At 69.8% G+C, this 22,323-nt stretch carries 15 protein-coding genes and 1 pseudogene; 5 read left to right on the top strand and 11 right to left on the bottom strand.

Features of this window, described 5'->3' with window-relative positions; genetic code table 11:
* Positions 1-348: 348 nt before the first annotated feature.
* Entirely contained in the window at positions 349-1,326 is a 978-nt protein-coding gene (locus HKD39_RS16135; protein ID WP_171200989.1) for a sigma-70 family RNA polymerase sigma factor, read from the top strand.
* Between the two features lie 424 nt (positions 1,327-1,750).
* Here the strand turns inward: HKD39_RS16135 and HKD39_RS16130 are convergent, their stop codons facing one another.
* The 4 genes from HKD39_RS16130 to HKD39_RS16115 all read right to left on the bottom strand — a co-directional run bounded on the left by HKD39_RS16130 (position 1,751) and on the right by HKD39_RS16115 (position 8,433).
* The gene (locus tag HKD39_RS16130) at positions 1,751-4,543 is read right to left on the bottom strand and encodes a bifunctional acetate--CoA ligase family protein/GNAT family N-acetyltransferase (RefSeq protein WP_171200908.1); all 2,793 of its coding nucleotides are present in this window, start codon (positions 4,541-4,543) and stop codon (positions 1,751-1,753) included.
* A gap of 3 nt (positions 4,544-4,546) precedes the next feature.
* Positions 4,547-5,716 carry an acetoin utilization protein AcuC gene (locus tag HKD39_RS16125; protein ID WP_171200988.1) on the bottom strand — a complete coding sequence of 390 codons (1,170 nt, stop codon included), beginning with the start codon at positions 5,714-5,716 and terminating at the stop codon, positions 4,547-4,549.
* A gap of 193 nt (positions 5,717-5,909) precedes the next feature.
* Positions 5,910-6,902 (bottom strand): sulfurtransferase, encoded by a 993-nt coding sequence (locus tag HKD39_RS16120; RefSeq protein ID WP_171200907.1) that lies wholly within the window; start codon positions 6,900-6,902, stop codon positions 5,910-5,912.
* Between the two features lie 40 nt (positions 6,903-6,942).
* Positions 6,943-8,433: an aminotransferase-like domain-containing protein gene (locus HKD39_RS16115; protein WP_171200906.1), complete on the bottom strand. Its 1,491-nt coding sequence runs from the start codon at positions 8,431-8,433 to the stop codon at positions 6,943-6,945.
* On the opposite strand from HKD39_RS16115, the gene HKD39_RS16110 reads away from it, so the two are divergent.
* The 4 genes and pseudogenes from HKD39_RS16110 to HKD39_RS16095 all read left to right on the top strand — a co-directional run bounded on the left by HKD39_RS16110 (position 8,432) and on the right by HKD39_RS16095 (position 12,386).
* Positions 8,432-9,364: a DMT family transporter gene (locus HKD39_RS16110; RefSeq protein ID WP_171200905.1), complete on the top strand. Its 933-nt coding sequence runs from the start codon at positions 8,432-8,434 to the stop codon at positions 9,362-9,364. The genes HKD39_RS16115 and HKD39_RS16110 overlap by 2 nt on opposite strands.
* Before the next feature lie 210 nt (positions 9,365-9,574).
* A pseudogene (locus HKD39_RS20670) lies at positions 9,575-10,245 on the top strand (metal-dependent transcriptional regulator).
* A gap of 7 nt (positions 10,246-10,252) precedes the next feature.
* Positions 10,253-11,146 carry a Sir2 family NAD-dependent protein deacetylase gene (locus HKD39_RS16100; protein ID WP_171200904.1) on the top strand — a complete coding sequence of 298 codons (894 nt, stop codon included), beginning with the start codon at positions 10,253-10,255 and terminating at the stop codon, positions 11,144-11,146.
* Positions 11,147-11,339: 193 nt separating this feature from the next.
* Positions 11,340-12,386: a TIGR03557 family F420-dependent LLM class oxidoreductase gene (locus HKD39_RS16095; protein WP_171200903.1), complete on the top strand. Its 1,047-nt coding sequence runs from the start codon at positions 11,340-11,342 to the stop codon at positions 12,384-12,386.
* Positions 12,387-12,449: 63 nt separating this feature from the next.
* Here HKD39_RS16095 and HKD39_RS16090 read toward each other — a convergent pair whose 3' ends face one another.
* From HKD39_RS16090 to ftsZ, 7 genes are all read right to left on the bottom strand, one after another.
* Positions 12,450-16,031 carry an isoleucine--tRNA ligase gene (locus HKD39_RS16090; protein ID WP_171200902.1) on the bottom strand — a complete coding sequence of 1,194 codons (3,582 nt, stop codon included), beginning with the start codon at positions 16,029-16,031 and terminating at the stop codon, positions 12,450-12,452.
* A gap of 370 nt (positions 16,032-16,401) precedes the next feature.
* Entirely contained in the window at positions 16,402-17,427 is a 1,026-nt protein-coding gene (locus HKD39_RS16085; protein ID WP_171200901.1) for a DivIVA domain-containing protein, read from the bottom strand.
* Between the two features lie 207 nt (positions 17,428-17,634).
* Positions 17,635-17,934 (bottom strand): YggT family protein, encoded by a 300-nt coding sequence (locus HKD39_RS16080; RefSeq protein WP_171200900.1) that lies wholly within the window; start codon positions 17,932-17,934, stop codon positions 17,635-17,637.
* A gap of 316 nt (positions 17,935-18,250) precedes the next feature.
* A complete protein-coding gene (locus tag HKD39_RS16075) occupies positions 18,251-19,006 on the bottom strand; it encodes a TSUP family transporter (RefSeq protein ID WP_171200899.1) in 756 nt (251 codons plus the stop codon).
* Positions 19,007-19,034: 28 nt separating this feature from the next.
* On the bottom strand, positions 19,035-19,892 hold the full coding sequence (locus HKD39_RS18995; protein WP_212754655.1) for a cell division protein SepF: 858 nt from the start codon (positions 19,890-19,892) through the stop codon (positions 19,035-19,037).
* Between the two features lie 266 nt (positions 19,893-20,158).
* A complete protein-coding gene (gene pgeF, locus HKD39_RS16065) occupies positions 20,159-20,935 on the bottom strand; it encodes a peptidoglycan editing factor PgeF (protein WP_171200898.1) in 777 nt (258 codons plus the stop codon).
* A gap of 84 nt (positions 20,936-21,019) precedes the next feature.
* Positions 21,020-22,285: a cell division protein FtsZ gene (ftsZ, locus tag HKD39_RS16060; RefSeq protein WP_171200897.1), complete on the bottom strand. Its 1,266-nt coding sequence runs from the start codon at positions 22,283-22,285 to the stop codon at positions 21,020-21,022.
* Positions 22,286-22,323: the final 38 nt, after the last annotated feature.

The following is a 22,323-nucleotide window of genomic DNA, read 5'->3' as shown; positions in this document are numbered from 1 at the left end:
GCGGCACTTGGGAACGAAATCGAGCGTCGCAGCGTTGTCAGGTAGGCGTGATGAAGGGAGCCCCACATGTCCGCTCCGGTATTGAGCGAGAAGAAGCGAACCGCGCGGTCGGCGTCGGCGTCGTCCGAAGCAACGTCCGCGAAGGTGATCACCAAAGACCTGTCTGGCAGTGCCGCCGGCGACACGGCGAGCAAGCCGGCGAAGAAGGCCGATTCCGGCACCGCGTCCACCGGCAGCTCGTCCAGCAAGGGCAAGAGCGCCAAGCGCACCAGCAGCAAGACCGCCGCCGGCAAGACCGCCGCCAAGGCGACCAGTAGCAAGGCCACCAAGAAGGCAGAGGGGGAAGAGATGACAGCAGCCGTCGAGCTGGACGCCCGTACCGAGGCGCAGATCGCGGCCGACCTTGATGCACAGAGCCCGGCCGCCGATTTGGTGCGCGTCTATCTGAACGGCATCGGCAAGACGGCACTGCTGTCCGCCGAGCAAGAGGTGGTGCTGGCCAAGTCGATCGAGGCCGGCCTCTACGCCGCCCACAAGCTGAACACCGCCAAGCGACTGTCCGCGCAGAAGAAGGCCGACCTGCGAATCATCGTCCGGCAGGGTAACCGGGCCCGCCAGCACCTGTTGGTGGCGAACCTGCGCCTCGTGGTGTCTTTGGCCAAGCGCTACACCGGCCGCGGCATGCCGCTGCTCGACCTGATCCAGGAAGGCAACCTCGGTCTGATCCGCGCTGTCGAGAAGTTCGACTACGCCAAGGGATTTAAGTTTTCCACCTATGCAACCTGGTGGATCCGGCAGGCGATCTCGCGCGGCATGGCCGACCAGGGCCGCACCATCCGGCTGCCTGTGCACCTGGTGGAGCAGGTCAACAAGCTGTCCCGGCTCAAGCGCGAGCTGCACCAGCAGTACGGCCGCGACGCCACCCTCGAGGAGCTGTCCGAGGAGTCCGGCATCGACGTCGACCGGATCAACGAGCTGATGGACCACGCCCGCGATCCGGTGTCGCTGGACATGCCCGTCGGTGCCGACGAGGAGGCGCCGCTCGGCGACTTCATCGAAGACACAGAGTCGGCTTCCGCCGAGGCGGCAGTGGTCGCCGGGTTCATGCACGACGACATCGACAAGGTGCTCGACACGCTCGACGAGCGGGAGCGCACCGTGGTGCGGCTGCGCTACGGCCTCACCGACGGGCGTCCGCACACCCTTGACGAGATCGGCCGGGTGTTCGGCATCTCCCGCGAGCGGGTGCGCCAGATCGAACGCGAGTCGATGAGCAAGCTGCGCACCGGCGAGCGTTCCGACGCCCTGCGCGCCTATGCGAGCTGAGCCGGCTGAGTCTTGCCGAGTTGGCTGGGCTCGGTAGGGCTGGACTCGTAGCGCACCGAGCGCCACAACGCGATCGGTTCGAGCTGACAGATTTGAGCTGATCGACCTGTTGGCCCGAGCACCGCATTTCACAACTGCACCGGACGGAGCACCGTCCGATCCGAGAGGGGCCGGGTTCGTCATCGCGACGGACCCGGCCTTTTGTGTTGCCCAATGCCGGCGAGCACATCGCCCCGCGAGCACACGCCGATTCGCACGTCACAACCGTTCCAGCGCTCTGAAACGGTTGTGACGTACCGAAACCTTTGTGCTCGCCTGGGAATTCGTGCTCGCCGGGAGATCGGTGGCCGGTAGAGGGCGTCCGAGCGGGATCTGAACCCTGCGGTCAGCGCAGGTGGTGGCGTTCAACCGGGATGCCGGCCGGTCAGCGCAGCCGGCGACGCTGATCGGGTGGGGCCGGCGCGGGGCCGAGCGAGCCGGTGGCGCCAATCGCCGTCACGCCGGCGGGCCCGGCCAGCACCCGCAGCCGCAGGTCGAGCAGCTCGGGCACATCGTCGGCCAGTGCGGACAAGCGCAACGCGACATCCTGCAGCGCCGAGCGATCCACCGGGCGGCGGCCACCGTAACCGTCCAACAACGGTGCGGCCCTGGGCGCGGCGATCAGGTCCGCCGCGTCCACCTCAGACAGCGGGACAGCGCGATAAGCCCTGTCGTCCAACAGGTCTGTCGTCACCCCGCCGATGCCGAACCACTCCAACGCACCGAACGACGGGTCGGCGGTCAGCCCGAACACCGTCGACACCGACGCCGTCCCCGGCGCGGCCATCTGCTGCACGTAGACGTGCGATCCGGCCAGTTCGGCCAGCACGTCGTAGGCGGCGGCCACCTGTGCATCGGTGCGTAGCGCCGGCCGCACTCCCCCGCCGGCCAACACGTCGCGGCTGATCGGGTCGAAAGCCTTGAGTGCCACCGGATATCCGATTCTGGTCGCGGCGGTGACGGCGTCGGCGGCGCTGTCCGCGACCGCGAACTCGGCGAGCTCGATGCCGTATACGGCCAGCAGCTCGGCCAGCTGCTGGTCGGTCAGGTCGGCCGGTGCGGACGCCGGCAGCCAGGAGTCGACCAGCACCCGCGCCGCCGCGGTGTCGATGCCCGGCGGCCGGGTCGGCTCAAGGTGTGGTCGCTCCAGCCAGCGGCCATATCGCGCTGCCAGGGCCAACGCGGCGACCGCGCGCTCCGGGGTGCGGAACGACGGCACCGATCCGCGGGCGGCTCTGCCGTCGTCGGCAATCTCGGAAAGCTGGTGTACCAAGCCTTCAGCGGCCAGGAAGGTGGAGACCACCGGTACCGGTGATCCCATCGCGACCTCGCGCAGCGCCTTGGCCTGCGCGGTGCCGGGTACCGCGACGGGCGGGACGTACACCACGACGATCGCGCCGACCGTCGGGTCGGCAATGGCCGCGCGCACCGCGGTGGCCAGCTCGTCCGGCGTCATGTTGACGCCAAGGTCGGTCGGCGCACCGCCGGCAACGGTGAGGCCGGCGTCAAGGCAGGCATCGGCCGCGAGCAGCCCCAGTGCGGTGGAGTTGCCGATCACCGCAACCGCGTCGGTCCGCGGAACCGGTTGGGTGGCAAGCAGTTGCGCCACATCGAACGCCTGGGTCAGGGTGTCGGTGCGGATCACCCCGTTCTGTGCGAACACTGTCTCGACGGTGGCGTCGGAAAGGCTCACCGAGCTGGCGGCCAGCCCAGGGGTGAGCATCGCGTGTCGACCTGACTTCACCGCCACCAGCGGTTTGCTGCGCGCCAGCGTCCTGGCCAACCGGGCGAACTTGCGCGGATTGCCGAACGACTCCAGCCACAACAACACCACCTCGGTGCGGTCGTCGGACAACCAGTACTGCATCAGGTCGTTGCCGGAGACGTCCGCACGGTTGCCGGCCGAGACGAAGCTGGACAGCCCCAGCCCGCGGGCGGCAGCGTCGGCCAGCACCGCGATGCCCAAAGCGCCTGACTGGCAGAAGAATCCGATCCGACCGGCCGGCGGCAGCACCGGCGCCAGGGTGGCGTTCATCTCGACCGCAGGGTCGGTGTTGAGCATGCCGAGACAGTTCGGCCCGAGCACGCGCATGCCGTTTTGCCTGGCCAGCGACACCAGCCGGCGCTGCGCGGCGGCGCCGCCCGCCGGGCCGGACGCTGTCGCGGTATCGGCGAAGCCTCCGGTCACCACCACCAGGCCGTGCACCCCCTTGTCGCGGCAGCCACGCACCACCTCCTGCACCGAACCGGCCGGCACCGTGACCACAGCGACGTCGACATCGCCGGGAATGTCCAACACCGACGGGTAGGCGCGGATCCCTTGCACCTCAAGCTCTCCTGGGTGCACCGGATAGACCGGCCCGGTGAACGGCCCGGCCAGCAGGTTCTTCAGCACCGCGTGCCCGAGCTTGGTCGGGTCGTTCGATGCTCCGATGACGGCGATCGATCGCGGGCTCAGCAACCGGGCGATGGACCGGGACTCGGCGCGCTGCTCGCGGGACACCTGCACCGCCCTGGACTCGGCCGTCGGCGTGATGTCGAACGCGACCTCGACCACCCCGGAGTCGAACTCCCGGCTCACCTGGTAACCCGCGTCGGTGAAAACCCTGAGCATGGAACGGTTCTCGGCGAGTACCTCGGCGGTGAACCGGCGGATGCCGCGCTCCCCCGCCGCCGCTGCCAGGTGCTCGAGCAGGATGGAGCCGAGCCCGCGGCCCTGCTGGTCGTCCTGCACCGCGAAGGCAACCTCAGCGGTGCGCCGCGCCGGGTCGAGATGGTACGTGCCTGCCGCAATCACCTGGTCACCGAGCTGGGCCACCAGGCCGACCGAATCCCGATGGTCGACGTTGGTGACCACTGCGAGCAGGGCATCGCTCACCTTGGCCACCGCGCTGAAGTACCGCAGGTAGAGGCTGCGGTCGCTCATCCGGGAATGCATGTCGCGCAACGCTTCGGTGTCGGCCGGACGGGCCGGGCGCAGGTGCACGACGCCGCCGTCGGCGAGCACCACGTCCGCCTCCCAGTGCGCAGGGTAACCGGGCTCACTGCTCGATCCGCCCGGCACCGGCTGGTCTTCGGGCGGCCGCGCTTCCCCCGACGCCGGCGGCCCAGCGGGTACCGGCGGTTCTGCGCGGTGCCCGGCGCCGGCGGAGTCGGGTTGCGGGTGATCGGTCGACATCGGTCAGTCCCTCGGATCGAACGGGTCGAGACCGTGCAGCGGGAACACCGCGCGGCGCACCTGGTCGATGGCGGTGTCGACCGCGGTGTGCCGTTCCCCGTCCCAGAACGGGACATCGACGCCACCGGGATGGCCGTCCGTCATGGCGGTGGGCGGCAACACGTTGGGGCGGGCCGCTTTCGCCTGCTGCCGCCATTGCAGCGGGGTGGCAACGCGCGGGTCGATGTCGCGGTCGGCCACCGTCGCCAGCAGATGCGTCCACGACCGCGGCACCACCCGCACCAGCTGGTAGCCCCCGCCGCCCAGCGCCAGCCAGCGGCCGTCGGCGAACTCCTCCGCCCACGTGCGCAGCGCCCGGTAGCTGGCCAGCTGCCCGTCGACGGAGAGGTTGACATCGGCCAGCGGGTCTTCGGCATGCGAGTCAGCACCGTGCTGCGTCACCAGAACCTGTGGTCGGAAGGCCCGCAGCACCGAGGGGACCACGGCGTGAAAGGCCCGGTGCCACAACGGATCGGAGGTACCGGCCGGCACCGGGATGTTCACTGCGGTGCCGGCGGCGGCGCCGCGACCGACCTCGGTCGGCCAGCCGGTTCCCGGCCAGAGCGCCAGCGGCGTCTCGTGGATGGAGACGGTGAGCACCCTCGGGTCGTCGTAGAAGGCGGCCTGCACGCCGTCGCCGTGGTGGACGTCGACGTCGACGTAGGCCACCCGCTCGATGCCGTTGTCCAGCAACGCTTTGACGGCAAGGGCGGCGTCGTTGTACACGCAGAAACCGGCGGCGGCATCGGCCATCGCATGGTGCAGTCCGCCGGCGATGTTCACCGCCCTGTCCACCTCGCCGCGGGCGATGGCGGTGGCCGCCAGCACCGACCCGCCGGCGATCAACGCCGACGACTCGTGCATGCCGGCGAACGCTGGGTTGTCGTCGGTGCCGATGCCGTGCGAGCCGCCGCCGACGAACCGGAAGGCCGCGCTCGCCGGATCGGCCGATGCCGCCTTCACCGCCTCGATGTAGCCGCGGGTGTGAATTCCGGCCAGGACGTCGTCGGTGGCCGGCCGTGGCGCCGTCAGCTCCACCTGGTCCAGCACCCCGAGACCCCGCGCCAGCGACCAGGTCAGCTCCCAGCGCAGCGGGTTCATCGGATGGGCGCCGGCCCAGTCGTAGCCCAGCATCTTGTCGTCCCAGATCACCAGCGGGGCGCGAGTGCCGCGCGGCGTGGGGCGATCGGGCCCGGCGGGCACGTCGGGATCAGGCGCAGCGGGGTCGGGCACGGCGGGGTCGGGCACGACACGATCGGACGCCGCGCGATCGGGCACAGCCGGGCCGGGCACAGCACCATCTGGCACAGCACCATCGGACGCCATCTCAGCCCGCCTGCGGTTCGCCGGTGCCGACAACGCGGCCGGTGGCGCACCAGCCCGAGTACGAGCCGGGAAACATGGCCATCGCGATACCGGCCGCCTCGGCGGCCAACACGGTGTGGCAGGCGGTGATCCCTGAGCCGCAGGAGGCGATCGGCAGCGGTAGCTTCGGTGCGGTCTCGGAACTGTCCGCCCCGCCCCGATCGGTCCCGGCAGCACGAGTGAGCGCCGCCGAAAACCTTTGCCGCAGCTGGGGTATCGGCAGCATCCGGCCGTCACTGTCGATCAGGTCAGCCATCGGCAGGTTGATCGCGCCGGGAATGTGTCCCGGCCGCGGATCCATCGGTTCCCGCTCACCGCGGTATCGCTCGGGCGCGCGGGCGTCGAGCAGCACCGCCGGTGCCGCGGCACCGGGTCGGGTGCCGGCGCCCTCGGCGACCGCGATCACCTCGTCCAGCTCAGCCACCGGCAGCTGCCCGCCCCGCACGGTGACGTCGCCGGGCTCGATCGGTCCTGGTTCGCCGGTCTCGGTGGGGCCACCGGCGGCCGTCCACGCGGCCAGCCCACCGTCCAGCACCTGAACATCGGGGTGGCCGGCCCAGCGCAGCAACCACCAGGCCCTGGCGGCGGCCAGCCCGTTGCGGGCGTCGTAGACCACCACCGGGCTGTCGGTGCGCACCCCCGCGGCGCGCAGCGCCCGCTGCAACCGGTCCGGTTGCGGCAGCGGATGACGGCCGCGCTCGTCGACCGGTTGGTGGTGCGGCTCAGCGAGTTCGGTGTCCAGATCGATGAACCTGGCGCCCGGCAGGTGGGCGTCGAGGTAGTCGGATCGCTGCGCGCCGGCCAGGGTCCAGCGCACGTCCAGCAGCACCGGCGGCAGCCCGTCATCGAGCCGCGTCCTGAGCTGCTGCGCGGTGATCAGCGGCGAGCGGTCGGCGTCGGGTCCCGGACCCGCGGTCGGTTCGCGGTCGGGAGTGGGCCGGGTAGCGCTGCTCATGACGTGCATTGTGCCGGTGCGGCAGCGTCGGAGGCCAGCCTCACCGCACCGGTAGCCCCTGCTCGGCGAGCGCCGCCGCGATCACGCTGACGGCCTCGGGAAAGCGCTCGGGGTTGGGGCCGGAGAAGTTCAGCCGGAGGAAGGCTCCTGGCGGCTCGGCCGGGAACCACTCACCACCCGGCGCGATCAACACCCCGGCCCTTTCACAGTCCGACACCAGTCGATCCGACTCGACCGGCTCGGGTAGCTGCAGCCAAAGGTTCAGTCCCCCTTGGGGTATGGCCGTCAACCTGGCCGCCGGCAGCTGGCTGCGGACGGCGTCGACCAGCAGCTCCCGCCGCTGCAGCAATTGCCTGCGCACCGACCGCAGGTGGGTGCGCCAGCCGGGGTGCACCAGCACGTCCAGTGCCGCCGCCTGCAGCAGCGGGCTGACGTACATGTTCTCCGCCTGGGTGTCGGCCTTGATGCGTTCCCTGGCCGGCCCGCGGGCGATCACCGCGGCCACTCGAACCGCGGGCGAAACGCTCTTGGTCAACGAGCGCAGGTACACCACCCGGCCGTCACCGTCGTTGCTGGCCATCGGCGGGGGTGCCGGCAACCCCGCGGCAGTCTCCCCCGCGGCCGCAGCGGCGCCGAAGCCGAAGTCGCGCGCCCAGTCGTCCTCGACGAGGAACGCGCCGTTGGCGCGCAACAGTTCACGCACGCGCGCACGTACCGCTGGCGACCAGCACGCGCCGGTCGGGTTGGCGAAGGTCGGCTGGGCGTAGAAGGCGCGGGCACCGGTCTGCCGCAAGGCCCGCTCCAGCTGCGCCAGATCGGGTCCGCGGTGGTCGCTCGGTACCGGCACCGGCGTCACCAGGCTGCGAGCGGCGGCCTGCAGCGCGCCCCAGTAGGTGGGCGATTCGACCAGCAGCGGCCGGCCGGCACCGACCAGCGACCGGAAGATGCTGCCGAGCGCGTTCTGGCTGCCCGGCACCACCAGCACGTCCGCCGCCGTCGGCGGCGCTTCCTGGCCGCCTGCGGATCCGGCCGAGCGGTGGCTGGTCAATTCGGCGGCGAAGGCGGCGCGCAGCTCCGGCAGTCCGGCGGCCGGGGCGCGGCCGAGTGCGAAAGCCCCGCGCGCTGCCCTGGTGAGCGCGGCGCGGACGAGTTTCTCCGGTAGCAGTGAAGGTGCGGGATATCCGGAGTGCAGCGCGATACCCGAGCCGCTCTGGTCCGGCTGGGTGCGCAGCGCGGTCGGCAGATCAGGCAACTGCGCCGGTGGGGCGCCGAGCGCCGCGGTCTGCCAGCCGAGATCGGCCACCCGGTACCGACCGGGAAGAGCCTGCTCGACCACGAAAACCCCTGCGCCCGGGCGGGTTTCGACCAGTCCTTCGGCGACCAGCCGCCGGATGGCGCGCTGCACGGTGACCGGACCGGCCTTGTGCCGGGCCGCCAGCGTCCGGGTGGACGGCAACGCCTCGCCGGGAGTTGCGGTCCGCAGCCAACCACGGAGATCGTCCGCGATCCGACCACTGCTATCGTCAGACATGAACCTGGACAGTAGCGCTATCGGCACGAGAGCGACACCGCTATCGAATCGGACCGGACTGTGGTGCGGCCTGCTCGGCGTCGCGGCCTTCTCGTTCACGGTGCCGTTCACCAGGGTCGCGGTCGGCGCCGACGGCACGGGCCTTTCGCCGCTGTTCATCGCCGGCGGCCGCGCCGTGATTGCCGCCATGCTGGCCGCGCTCGCGCTCGCGGTCACCCGGCAGCGACTGCCCCGCGGTGCCCAGTGGTCGCGGCTGGCGGTGATCGCTGCCGGCATCGTCGTCGGGTTCCCGCTGCTCACCTCCTATGCCCTCACCACCGTCCCGGCCAGTCACGGTGCCGTGGTGATTGCGCTGCTGCCGGCGGCCACCGCCGCGCTGGCCGTGCTGCGCACCGGGGAACATCCACCGCGATCGTTCTGGATGCTGGCCGGGCTCGGTGCGGTGGCCGCCGTGGTCTTTGCCGCTGTGCAGGGCGGCGGGCTCGGGTCGCTCGGCGGCGGCGACCTGTTGCTGTTCGGCGCGGTCCTGGCCGCCGCGGTGGGGTACGCCGAAGGCGGGTTGCTGGCAAGGGAACTCGGCGCGTGGCAGACCGTCTCGTGGGCGCTGGTGCTGTGCGCTCCGGTGATGCTGGCGCTGACCGTCGTCAGCATCAACCGGCAGCCACCCACCGGCTCGGCCACCCAATGGGCCGCGTTCGGCTACCTCGCCGTTGTCAGCATGTACCTGGGCTTCTTCGCCTGGTACCGCGGCCTGGCGATCGGGCCGATGGCCCAGGTCAGCCAGGTGCAGCTGATCCAGCCGGTGCTCAGCATCTGCTGGGCCGCTCTGCTGCTGGGCGAACCGCTGACGGTAGCGACGGTGATCGGCGGCGCGGCCGTCGTCGGCTGCGCGGCGCTGAGCGTTCGCGTCCGCTCCACCGGACACCTGTAAATCGACCTCGGCGGCTGGATCGCGGGTGACGCAGATCGGTAGACTCATTATCGAAAGACGCGCGGGGGCGCCGGCAGTGACAGCCGGATACCCGGCGCGTCGGCACCAATGCCGGAGTCGAACCTCCGGCGTCCTGGAGCAACCCGCAAGATCCGCACCGGCGGGCTGCTGGCTACCGACAGGCACGTCAACGGAAATGGGGTACCTCGGGTGAACGATCTGGTCGACACCACGGAGATGTACCTGAAGACGGTCTTCGAGCTCGAGGAGCAGGGCATTCCGGCGCTGCGGGCGCGAATCGCCGAGCGGCTCAGCCAGAGCGGGCCGACAGTGTCGCAGACGGTCGCGCGGATGCAGCGGGACGGGCTGCTGGTGTTGGAGAACGACAGGCACCTCGAGCTCACCGAGTTGGGGCGGGAGCGGGCCACCACCGTGATGCGCAAGCATCGCCTCGCCGAGCGGCTGCTGCAGGACGTGATCGGTCTCGAATGGGCCGACGTGCACGTCGAGGCCTGCCGCTGGGAGCACGTGATGAGCGACGACGTTGAGCGCCGGCTGGTCCGCAGCTGGATCCCTACGGCAACCCGATTCCCGGGATGGCCGAGTTGGCGTCGACCGCGGAACCGGTCACCGAGACGCACCGCGATCTGATCACCGCCGACAAGGCCGCCACCACCCCCGGCCGGTACGAGGTGCGCCGGATCATCGAGGCAGTGCAGGACCAACCCGACGTGATGGCCATTCTCCAGGACGGCGACGTCCGGCCCGGGGTCACGGTGGAACTCGGCATGGTGGACGGTGCGGTGGTGGCGATTTCCGGCGCGCACAGCACCGAGCTCAGCGACGACATCGCCCACGGCATCAGCGTCCGGCCGGTCTGAGCGGCCGATGGCAGCGCCCGTCACAGGCTTCGACGCCGCTGCGGGGTCTCACCGCACCACCGACGCCGAGGCCGCCGCGGACCAGCTGGCCGGTTGGTTGCGGCGACTGGACGGTCCTGCGCTGGTGCTGACCGGGGCCGGGATGAGCACCGACTCCGGCATTCCCGACTATCGCGGGCCGCACGCACCGGCACGGATGCCGATGACGATTACCGAGTTCCGTTCCGGAACCGTTGCGCGGCAACGTTATTGGGCACGTAGTCACCTCGGCTGGGGCCGGATGGCTCGGGCTGACCCGAACCCGGGCCACGGCGCGGTCGCCGCGCTGCAGCGGCTGGGTGCCGCCGGTGCGGTGATCACCCAGAATGTCGACGGGCTGCACCAACGAGCCGGCGCCGCCGCCGTGATCGACCTGCACGGCCGGATCGACAGAGTGGTCTGCCTGGCCTGCGGAGCACTGTCCCGCCGGCTCGATCTGCATCGCCGGCTGGCCGCGTTGAACCCCGGCTTCGCCGAGCGGCATGCTGGGCTGACGCAGCGCCCTGACGGCGACGTGGAGCTGGACGACACCGCCGACTTCCGGCTCGCCGACTGCCTTGTGTGCAGCGGGCCGCTGAAACCCGACGTGGTGTTCTTCGGCGAGAACGTGGCGAAACCCGTGGTGGACCGGTGTTATCGGCTGGTCGACGCCGCCGCCGGGGTGCTGGTGCTGGGGTCTTCGCTGACGGTGCAGTCGGGTCTTCGGTTCGTCCGGCGGGCCGGCCGGGCCGGCACTGAAGTCGCGATCGTGAACCGCGGCGGCACCCGCGGTGACGAGTTCGCCGGGCTGCGGCTGAATGCCTCGTTGACGCCCACTCTCACCGGCAGCGTTGCGCGGCTCACCGGTACCCCTGCGCACTGAGGTCCTGTCTGCTGCCCGGTGTGTAAGCCATCCCTTCGGCTTTGCGCGAGAGCGGGCCAGGCATGATCGTTACCCGGCGCAGTGCGTGTAGAGGTTTACCGCACCCGCCAGCTGGGCACCGGTTCGGTGATCGGCACGTCTCTGGTTGTCACGCCGGTCGCAATCTGTAGCCCACCTTGATCGGAGGCCAGCGATGACAACGTCGAAGTCCGCACCGGAAACCGCAGGCGACAGCGGCGAGCCGCGATACCCGGAAAGAACCGCACGGGCAGCCGGGGAGACCCGGTTCGGATACTTCCTCTCTTGCGAGGAGTACTCACCGGCCCAGCTGATCGAACAGGCGCGGCTGGCCGAGGAGGCCGGCTTCGACGCGCTGTGGATATCCGATCACTTCCACCCATGGACCGACGCGCAGGGCGAGAGCCCGCTCGTGTGGTCGATAATCGGCGCGATCAGCCAGGTGTGCCACCTTCCGGTGACGACGGCTGTCACCTGCCCGACCGTCCGCACCCACCCCGCGGTGATCGCGCAGGCGGCGGCCACATCAGCAGTGTTGTTGGGAGAGAACCGTTTCCGCTTCGGCGTCGGCTCCGGCGAAGCTCTGAACGAACACATCCTTGGCACCGTATGGCCGCACACCGCGGTTCGCCTTGAGATGCTGGAGGAAGCGATCGAGGTGATCCGCAAGCTGTGGAGCGGCGAGGTGATCAGCCACCAGGGCAAGCACTACACGGTGGACACCGCTCGCATCTACACCCTTCCGGATACTCCGCCGCCGATTCTGATGAGTGCGTTCGGACCCAAGGCGCGCGAGGTCGCCGTCCGTGCCGCCGACGGTTTCATCACCACGACCCCTGACGGTGAATCTGTGCGAGAGTTCAAGCAGGCAAGGGGAACCGATGCGCTCACCCAGGTCGGATTCAAGGTTGGCTGGGCGGACAGCGTTGACGAGGCCGTCGCCGCCGCGTACCGGATCTGGCCGAACAGCGGGGTGCCCGGAGAGTTGAGCCAGGTGCTGCCCTCGCCCCAGCACTTCGAGCAGGCGTCAGAGCTGGTGACCAAGGAGATGATCGCCGAGTCCACCAGCTTCGGCAACGACCCCGCCACTCACCTGCGCGCCTACCAACCGTTTGTCGACGCCGGCTTCGACGAGATCTACGTTGCCAACATGGGCCCGCACTACGCCGACATGATCAAGGAGTTCGGGTCCGAGGTGCTGCCCGAGCTACGGCGCGGCTGAGCCGCCAGCGGCGGACCCGGCGCCCTGGTCCCCACAGCGCCGCCCCGCGAGGACAGGACCCGGTCAAGCCTGGTGGCTGGGCTGGTCTTGCACTGCCGCGGTGGCACCTGCCCCCGGCTGGATCGCTGTGGCGACACCGACCTTGACTGCGCCGGCATCGGCGACGGTACCGGTCAGCACACCCTGTCCGGCTGCGAGCGAACCACGCTCGACGGCGGTGGCCAAGGTGTCGGCCGCCACCTGCTCGCTGCGCTCGGACACCTGCTGCCACAACGCATCCGGCACATCAAGGGTGAGCGTGATGCGATCGGACACCTCGAGCCCGGCGTCCTTGCGGGCCTGCTGCACCAGCCGCACCAGGTCGGCGACGTCGCCGTCGGCGCGCAGCTGGTCGGTGAGTGCGGTGTCCAGCACCAGGAACCCGCCGCCGGGCAGCATCCCAACCGCCGCGGCGGCGGCTCCGGTTGACCCATCAGTACCGGACTGGGCGCCCACCAGCTCGAGGGTGTACTCCCCCGGCTGCAGATCGATGCCGCCGACCGTCACCTGTTCGGTGCCCACCGCATCGCCGGTCGCGCTTACTGTGGTCGCGCTTACTGTGGTCGCGGAGTCTGTCGGCGCTGTCACCGTCCAGTCACCTGCCTTGGCGGCCTTGATCACCTGCTGCACCTGCTTGCCCAGGCGCGGACCGGCGGCCCGCGCGTTCACGGTCAACCGGCGGGTGACCTGCGCGTCGTCGTCGCGGAGCTCGTCCAGCCGCACCTCACGCACGTTGACTTCGTCGGCCAGCAACGCCGAGAACGGTTGCAGCGCATCCGGATCGGTCAGCGCGACGCGAAGCGCGGCCAGTGGTTGCCTGACCCGCAGCTTGTTCGCCTTGCGCAGCGCCAATGCCGTCGACGCCGCGGCCCGCACCTGGTCCATCGCCGCCACCAGCTCCGCATCATGCGGCAACTCGTCGGCTGCCGGCCAGTCGGTGAGATGCACGCTCCGGCCGCCGGTGAGCGGCCGCCAGATGCTCTCGGTGACCATCGGGAGCAGCGGTGCGGTCAACCGGCTGACCACTTCGAGCACCGTGTACAGGGTGTCGATGGCGTCGGTGTCGTCGTTCCAGAATCGCTCCCGCGACCGCCGGATGTACCAGTTGGTCAGCACCTCGAGGTACGAGCGCACCGCGGCGCAGGCACCAGCGATGTCGTAGCCGTCCATCAGCTCGGTCAGCTGGTCGCGCAGCTCCGCCGTCTTGGCAAGGACGTAGCGGTCCAACACATGTGCCGAGTCGGTGCGCCGCTCGCCGCGGTGCCCCGAGGTGCCCGAATACAGGTTCAAGAAGTACCAGGCGTTCCACAGCGGCAGCTGGGCCTGCCGCACCGCCTCCCTGATGCCCTCCTCGGTCACCACCAGGTTGCCGCCCCGCAGGATCGGGCTGCTCATCAGGAACCAGCGCATGGCGTCGGCGCCGTCGCGGTCGAACACCTCGTAGACGTCCGGGTAGTTGCGCAGCGACTTCGACATCTTCTGCCCGTCGCTGCCCAGCACGATCCCGTGGCACAGCACGGATTTGAACGCCGGCCGGTCGAACAGTGCGGTGGCCAGCACGTGCAGGGTGTAGAACCAGCCGCGGGTCTGCCCGATGTACTCGACGATGAAGTCGGCCGGGAAGTGATGCTCGAACCACTGGGCATGCTCGAACGGGTAGTGCACCTGCGCATAGCTCATCGAACCGGAGTCGAACCACACGTCCAGCACGTCCTCGACCCTGCGCATGGTGGAGTTGCCGGTCGGGTCGTCCGGGTTCGGCCGGGTCAGCCGATCGATGAAAGGCCGGTGCAGGTCAGGCTTTTCCTCACCGGTCTCCGGGTCGACGCGCCTGGGCAGGGTGCCGAAGTCACGTTCCAGCTCGGCGAACGAGCCGTACACGTCGATCCGCGGATACTGCGGGTCGTCCGACTTCCACACCGGCACCGGGCTGCCCCAGAATCTGTTCCGGGTGATCGACCAGTCGCGCGCGTTCTCCAGCCATCTGCCGAACTGGCCGTCCTTGACGTTCTCCGGCACCCAGGTGATCTGCTGGTTCAGCTCCTCCATCCGCTGCTTGAACTTGGTGACTTCGACGAACCAGCTGGACACCGCCATGTAGATCAGTGGCTGCCGGCAGCGCCAGCAGTGCGGGTAGCTGTGATCGTAGGTTTCCCTGCGCAGCAACACCGTTCCCGGGTTCACCGCGCCGCTGTCGCCGCTCCCGCGGGTGGCGTTCTTCAGGTGGTCGATGATCTCGAGGTTGGCGTCGAAGACCAGCAAACCTTCGTAATCGACCACCGGGAAACGGAACGCGCCGTCCGGGCCGACCGGGATCACCGGTTCGATGCCCTCGCGGTCGGTCACCACCTTGTCTTCTTCGCCGAACGCGCCGGCCGAGTGCACTAGCCCGGTGCCGTCGGTGGTGGTGACGAAATCGGCCGCAACCACCCTGTGTGCCTGCGGGTGGCCGGCGTAGTACGACATCGGCGGGGTGTACTGCCGGTCGAGCAGCTCAGAACCCTTGAGCCGCAACAACACCCGCGCTCCCTCGGCACCCGCGGCGCTGTCGGTACCTGCCGTGGTGTCGGCACCGTCGGCACTCGGGTCAGCGCTGTCGGCGGCGGCACTGTTCTCGGCGGGCCCGGTCTCGACCAGCTCACCCAGCTCGCGGGCGTAGGCACCGACCCTGGCCTCGGCGATCACATAGCGTTCCGGTGTTCCGGTCGGCTTCGACGACTCCACCACCAGATAGTCGACGTCAGGATGCACCATCACCGCAAGGTTCGCGGTCAGCGTCCACGGCGTTGTGGTCCAGATCAGCGCATGCGCACCGTCCAGCGGGTCGTCGGTGCCGGCGCCGCTAGCGGTGTCGGAAGCCTTGCCGTGCAGCCGGAATCCGACGGTGACGGCCGGGTCCTGACGCATCTGGTAGACGTCGTCGTCCATCCGCAGCTCGTGGTTGGACAGCGGCGTCTGGTCGTTCCAGCAGTACGGCAGCACCCGGAAGCCCTCGTAGATCAGCCCGGAGTCGTAGAGCTTCTTGAACGCCCAGATCACCGATTCCATGTATTCCGGATTCAGCGTCTTGTAGTCGTGGTCGAAGTCGACCCAGCGGGCCTGCCGGGTCACGTAGTCGCGCCACTCCTTGGTGTACTTGAGCACCGAGGCACGGCAGGCGTCGTTGAAGGCGCCGATGCCCAGCTGCAGGATCTCGTCCTTGGTCTTGATGCCGAGCTGATCCATCGCCTCCAGCTCGGCGGGCAAACCGTGGGTGTCCCAACCGAATCGGCGCTCGACGCGCTTGCCGCGCATGGTCTGGTAGCGCGGTACAACGTCTTTGACGTAGCCGGTGAGCAGGTGGCCGTAGTGTGGCAGCCCGTTGGCGAACGGCGGCCCGTCGTAGAAGACGAACTCGTTGTCCCCGTTCTTCCCCGCCGGACGCTGGTCGATGGAGGCCTGGAAAGTGCCATCGGCGTCCCAGAAGTCGAGCACCTGCCGTTCCAGCGCAGGGAAGTCGGGATGGGCGCTGACCGCTGCAGGCTCGCTCTGGCCTGACGGGTTCTGGGCAGCCGGAACCGTGCGCTGAGTAGCTGCCGATGACTCGGGGTGGTCGGGGCTGACCATCGGAACTCCTTGTCGTACCGCTGTTGTCGCCTGTCTCGTCGCTGCCGGGAGGCTGGTGCCTCACCGTTGCGGCGGCCGAGGTTGCCCTCGGTGCCGCCGTGCAGGGACGAGAACGCTGACGCTCCCGCGGTACCACCCCGCTTGCCCGAGTCGGAGTACTGCTGATACTCGGGCCGCTTGATTGCCGGCTGTGACGGGCCGGACCCGCTCGGTTCTACTGACCCCTGGTGGCGCGCGCCCCATGGGGTGTTCTTCCGAGGGCTCGCCGGTGATGGCCGGGTCAACGCCGTTGGTCAGGTGTAGTTGTCTTCACACATAGTAGTGCGGCGGGCGAAGTGAATTCGCCCGCCGCACTCGGTGACTGCCGTGCTCAGCGCTGCTGGTTGCCCTGCGCCGCGCCGGCGGTGCTGTTGGTGTTGGAGCCGGCTGCCGCGTTGGCACCAGCAGCGGCGTTGGAGCCGCCGTCGTCGAGCTGCTGCAGCTGCTCGGTGATCCAGCCCTTGAGCCGACTGCGGTACTCCCGCTCGTAGGTGCGGAGATCGTCGATCTTCTTCTCAAGGCTGGTGCGCTGCTCGGTGAGGCGGGTCATCACCTCGTCGTACTTGCGCTGCGCCTCCCGGTCCATCGCCTCGGCCTTGAGCTGGCTGTCGCGGGTGATGGCCTCGGCCTGCTGCCGGGCGGCGGTGACGGTCTGCTCCGCCTGGTTCTTGGCGTCCGACAGCATCTTCTCCGACTGGTTGCGCGAGTCGGTGAGCAGCTTCTCGGATTCGGCCTGCGCGGAGTTGCGGGTCTGGTCGGCGGAGGCCTGCGCCTCGCTGGTGAGGCGCTGCGCGGTCTCTTCGGCCAGACCGAGCAGCCGGGCCGCGTGCACGTGGTGCTCGGCCAGGCTGGCACCGGCAGCGGGCTGCCCCGCCTGGCCAGCAGCAGCCTGGCCGGCGGCCGGCTGGCTCTGCTGGGGCTGGGCCTGGGCCTGCTGGTTGGCGGGCGCCTGCTGGGCAACCGGCTGCGCGGCGGACTGGCCGGAGTCGGCGGCAGCCACAGCGGCGGCCTCGTCCCTGCGGATGGTCTGCTCGGCGGCCTCGTGCGCCTTGGCGGCGTCGGCACTGTCGGCAGCCTTGCCGTCCGCGGCGTCGGCAGAGTCGCCGTCCTTGCCGAAGCTGACGCCGGAACCGCCGGCGGCGGACTCGTTGCCACCGGCCTTGCCCGCCGGGGTGAGCTCGCCGCTCTCGTAGGCCTTGAGCCGGTTGGTCAGCTCGTTGTTCTCCTCGATCAGCCGGCTGAGTTCGGCCTCGACCAGATCGAGAAAGGCATCAACCTCGTCCTCGTCGTACCCACGCTTACCGATGGAGGGCTTCTTGAAGGCAACGTTGTGCACGTCAGCGGGCGTCAGCCGCATGATGGCGCTCCTGTCAACTGTGTCGGGTTACCGTCGGTTCGGTGCCGCGGTCTTGATGACGGTCTCACCGATCGGGTGCAGTCCACAACGGGCGGGAACGTGCGCTACGCCGGACCGCCGCGCTCCGAAGTGCGAGACACAACGTACGCCATTGTCGTCACCCACCCTGACCATGGCACCTCGATCCCGCTGTCGATCCCGCTGGCGTCACAGGCTGCGCACCGCAGCGCCGGCGACGATCGGCATCGCGATCAGCAACACGATCAGCAAAACCATCACGCTGAGGTCGAACCCTACCCCGCCGATGCGGATCGGCGGAATGATGCGGCGGAGCAGCCGGATCGGCGGATCGGTGATCGCGTACAGCATCTCCAGCAGCACGGCGGCGGCGCCGGAGGGCCGCCAGGTCTTGGCGAAGATCCGCACCACGTCGAACACGATCCGGGCGAGCAGTACCCAGCGCAGCAGCCACAGCGCCAGGTAGAGCAACTGCCAGAAGATGTTCACTCAGTCCTCCGAGTTCAGGCGCTGCCGGTGCCGATGCGGCCGGCTGGGGTTCTGCTGGTGGTGTTGTCGGTGAAACGGTGTTGTTGGTGAAACGGCGCTGTTGCTGGAAGGGTGCTGTTGTTGGAACGGTGGCCGGCACCACGGTATTTCGGGTGGCTGTGATGGTGCGGTGCCTGGGCCGTGGGTTGTGGTCGAGTCCGGTGGGTTCGGGTTGGTTTCGGGTCGGTTCGGATCGGGTCTTCGGGTCGGTCGAGTACTGCACGTCTGACGGACGCCGCAGGTTCCCGTCCGCTGCGGAGGTCGGGTGGCTGGCCGGTCAGCTCAGCAGTTTGATGACGGCGACGATGCCAACCACCACGATGACACCGCGCAGCACCGCGGGCGGCAGGCGGCGGCCGATTCTGGCGCCGAGCAGGCCGCCGATCACCGATCCGGCGGCGATCAGCCCCGCGGCCGCCCAGTCGACGTGCGCGGTGAACATGAACACCACGGCGGCGACCAGGTTGACCAGCCCGGACAGCACGTTCTTCACGGCGTTCTGGCGCTGCAGCGACAGGTCGAGGAGCACCCCGAAGAAGCCCATCAGCAGGATGCCCTGGGCGGCGCCGAAGTAGCCGCCGTAGACGCCGGTGAACAGGGTGAGCACCCAGAGCGCGACGGTGACCTCGGCGCCGGGCCGGTGCCGGGTCTTGGCGACCAGCAGGGCGTTGAGTTTGCGGCCGAACACCACCAGTAGCAGCGCCAGGATGATCAGCGCTGGGACGATCGCGTTGAACGCCTCGGCTGGGAGGGTGAGCAGCAGGATCGCGCCGCCGATGGCGCCGAGCATGGAGGCGCTGGCCAGCCGGAGCACCAGGGTGCGCAGGCCGGCGAGTTCGGCGCGGTAGCCCCAGGCGCCGGTCAGCGAACCGGGGAACAGCCCGACGGTGTTGGAGACGTTGGCCGTCACCGGTGGCAGCCCGACGGTGAGCAGTACCGGGAAGGTGATCAGCGTGCCGGATCCGACGACGGTGTTGATGCCGCCGCCGGCGATGCCGGCGGCGAACACGGCGAGGCACTGCCAGAACGTCACTCCGGGACGCTAGCGCGGCCCGGCCGGTTCACGACGCGGCGGGTGGGTGCAGCATGAACACCTTGGTGGTGACCTTGTCGATGCTGCCGTGCACGGCGAACGCGAGACCGGCGGCGAAATCGACCATCCGGCGGGCTTCGGCGTCGGTCAGATCGGTCATGTCCAGAATCACCGCGGTGCCGTCGCGGTAGGTCTCGCCGACCTGGCGGGCGTCGGCGAACCCGGTCAGCGTGACGGTGACCGGTTTGCTCGCGGTCTCGGCGACCGGGTGCTGGTACGGCTCCGGCTGCACCGCCAGCGCACCCTGGGTGCGGAAGTCCTGATCGCCGGCGCCGCGGTCGGTACTGCGGCCGGCATCGCGGCCGGCGTCGCGGCGGTCGGACCTGGCCGACAATGTTGCGGTGCTGCCCGCCGGCTGGGGGTCGGCGCGGCGTGACACCGGTGCGGCGGCGTCGTCGATCGCGGTGTCCCCGTTGGCATCTCGGTAGCCGGCGTCGGTGTAGCGGTAGGAGTCGGAAGATCCGTACTGGTAGTCGTCGGCGGTGTCGCCGTCGCTGCCGTAGCGGCTGCGCGAGTAGGTCGAGTCGGCCCGACCGGAACCGTGACCGTCGACACCGTCGCGGTAGTCGCCGTAGTTGTCAGCGTCACGGGAAGTGCCGTAGCCGGTGCCGCGGTAGTCGCCGGCATCGTCGTACTCGGCGGTGTAGTCGTGCGCGTCGTAGCCCTGTGCCCGGTAGTCCGATGCGCTGTAATCCGCTGCCGCGTAATCGGAATGCTGGTCGTAGCCGTCGGCGTCGCCGCCGTTGTCCCGAGCGCGGTCGCCGCCGTAGCGGGCGTCGTCCGGGACCAGCCCGAGGAAAGCCCCCATCTTGCGCAACGTGCTCATCGTGTTCCCTTCGGGTCCGGCTGTGGCTGGTGTGACTCACGCTAATCCGCGACCGCCGGGTGATCGGGCTGCGACACGCAGCGTCACCGTGTGCATTTGCGCTGTGCTGGTTGGGATGCGGCTGTGCAGCAGGTGGCCAGCCAACGATCCAGCCGTTGGCGCGCGGCTGCCCAACCATTGGGCGCGCAACGGTCGCCCGGCGGTCCAGCCGTTGGCGCGCTGCTGCCCAGCCGGCGGCGCGCTGCGGTCCAGTCGCGCTGGGCGACTTACCGACTGGGCATCCAGACCAGGCCGGCGAGCCGACCGGTGGTGGCACCGGCGGCGGTGGCGCGGCGGTGGCTGTAGAGCGCGGAATCCTCACGGGTGCAACGTGGATCGACCGCGACCGCGCCGACCCCGGCGTCCTGCAGTTGCCTGGCAAGGCCCCGGCGCAGATCCAAACCCGGTGTGCCCGAGTCGGTGTCGACGGCGCTGCCGGGCAGCACCCGTTCCACGTCGGCCTGCATGTCGGCCGGCACCTCGTAACAGCGGCCGCAAATTGCCGGTCCCAGCAGCACATCGATGGCGCGCGGGTCGGCGCCTAGGTCACGCATCGCCGAGATCAGTTCCAGCGCAATGCCATCCGCGGCGCCGCGGCGGCCGGCGTGCGCGGCACCGATGATGCCGGCGGCCGGGTCCACGGCCAGAATCGGGACACAATCGGCCACCAGGACGACAAGCCCGAGGTCGGCCCGGTCGGTGACGATGCCGTCGGTGCCAGGTAGCGGGCCGGGTCGGTCGACCGGCACCACCCTGGTGCCATGCACCTGCTGCATGAAGACCAGCCGGTCCGGGGTGAGCCCGGCGGCGATGGCCAGCCGGGTGCGGTTGGTCTGCACCGCCTCCGGGTCGTCGCCGACGCCGCCGCCGAGGTTGAAACTGTCGTACGGCTGCTGCGACACCCCGCCGGCTCGGGTGGTGACGATCCGCCGGACCCGGCGCGGGCGCGGATCGACTTCGGTGCCGGTGGTGCCGGTGCCTGCGTCCCCGGCCGTGTCGGTCATCCGTTTCCGCCCATGCTGGCCATTGTTACCCGCCGGGGTGAACTGTTGCGTGCTCGGCATCCTCGGCGTGGTCGGCGTGTGAGGTCAGCGCTTCATGAACGGCGGGACGTCGACATCGTCGTCCGGCATGTCGGCGCCCTGGCGTTGCGGCGGGGTGGCCGGCGGCGTCGGCGGGGTGTACGGCGCGGCCCCGGCCTGACCCTGTTGGGCGGGCTGCTGGCCCTGCGGGTGAGCGCCATTCGGGTTGCCGCCGTTGCGGTTTCCGCCGTTGGTGTAGGCGTTCAGCGGGTCCCGCTGCTGTTGCTGGCGGACCTGGCCGGCGCTGGCGTCGGCGATCGGGCCACGTCCCTGCCCTGCTTCCGCACCGCCCCGGTGTTCCGATCTTTGCGGCGGCAGCGTCGACGGTGTCGAGTCGAAACCGGCGGCGATCACGGTGACCCGCACCTCGTCGCCCAGCGAGTCGTCGATGACGGTGCCGAAGATGATGTTCGCCTCTTCGTGCGCGGCCTGCTGCACCAGCGATGCGGCCTCGTTGATCTCGAAAAGGCCGAGGTCGGAGCCGCCGGCGATGGACAGCAGCACGCCGTGCGCGCCGTCCATGCTGGCCTCGAGCAGCGGCGAGTTGACGGCCTTCTGTGCGGCGTCGACGGCGCGGCCCTCGCCACGCGCGGAACCGATACCCATCAGCGCGGTGCCGGCGCCCTCCATCACGCTCTTGACGTCGGCGAAGTCGACGTTGATCAGGCCGGGTGTGGTGATCAGGTCGGTGATGCCCTGAACACCGTTGAGCAGCACCTCGTCGGCGGAGCGGAAGGCGTCCATCAGGCTGACGCCCTGGTCGCCGAGCTGCAGCAGCCTGTCGTTGGGGATGACGATCAGGGTGTCGCACTCGTTGCGGAGTTCTTTGATGCCGTCCTCGGCCTGGCCGCCGCGGCGCCGGCCCTCGAAGGTGAACGGTCGGGTGACGACGCCGATGGTCAGCGCGCCAAGGCTTTTCGCGATGCTGGCCACCACGGGCGCCCCGCCGGTGCCGGTGCCGCCGCCCTCGCCGGCGGTGACGAACACCATGTCGGCACCCTTGAGCGCGTCCTCGATGTCGGCGCGGTGGTCTTCGGCGGCCTTGCGGCCGACCTCGGGGTTGGCGCCGGCGCCGAGGCCGCGGGTGAGGTCGCGGCCGACGTCGAGCTTGACGTCGGCGTCGCTCATCAGCAGCGCCTGGGCGTCGGTGTTGATCGCAATGAACTCCACGCCGCGGAGCCCCACCTCGATCATGCGGTTGACGGCATTGACGCCGCCGCCGCCGATGCCGACGACCTTGATGACGGCGAGGTAGTTGTGCGGAGGCGTCATGATGACCGGGACCTTCCTTGTGTGGCCTGTTTGGTGTT

It is taken from the genome of Nakamurella aerolata, assembly GCF_013002705.1.
In the GTDB taxonomy this organism is placed as follows: domain Bacteria; phylum Actinomycetota; class Actinomycetes; order Mycobacteriales; family Nakamurellaceae; genus Nakamurella; species Nakamurella aerolata.
This window is presented reverse-complemented; position numbering and strand designations above follow the sequence as displayed.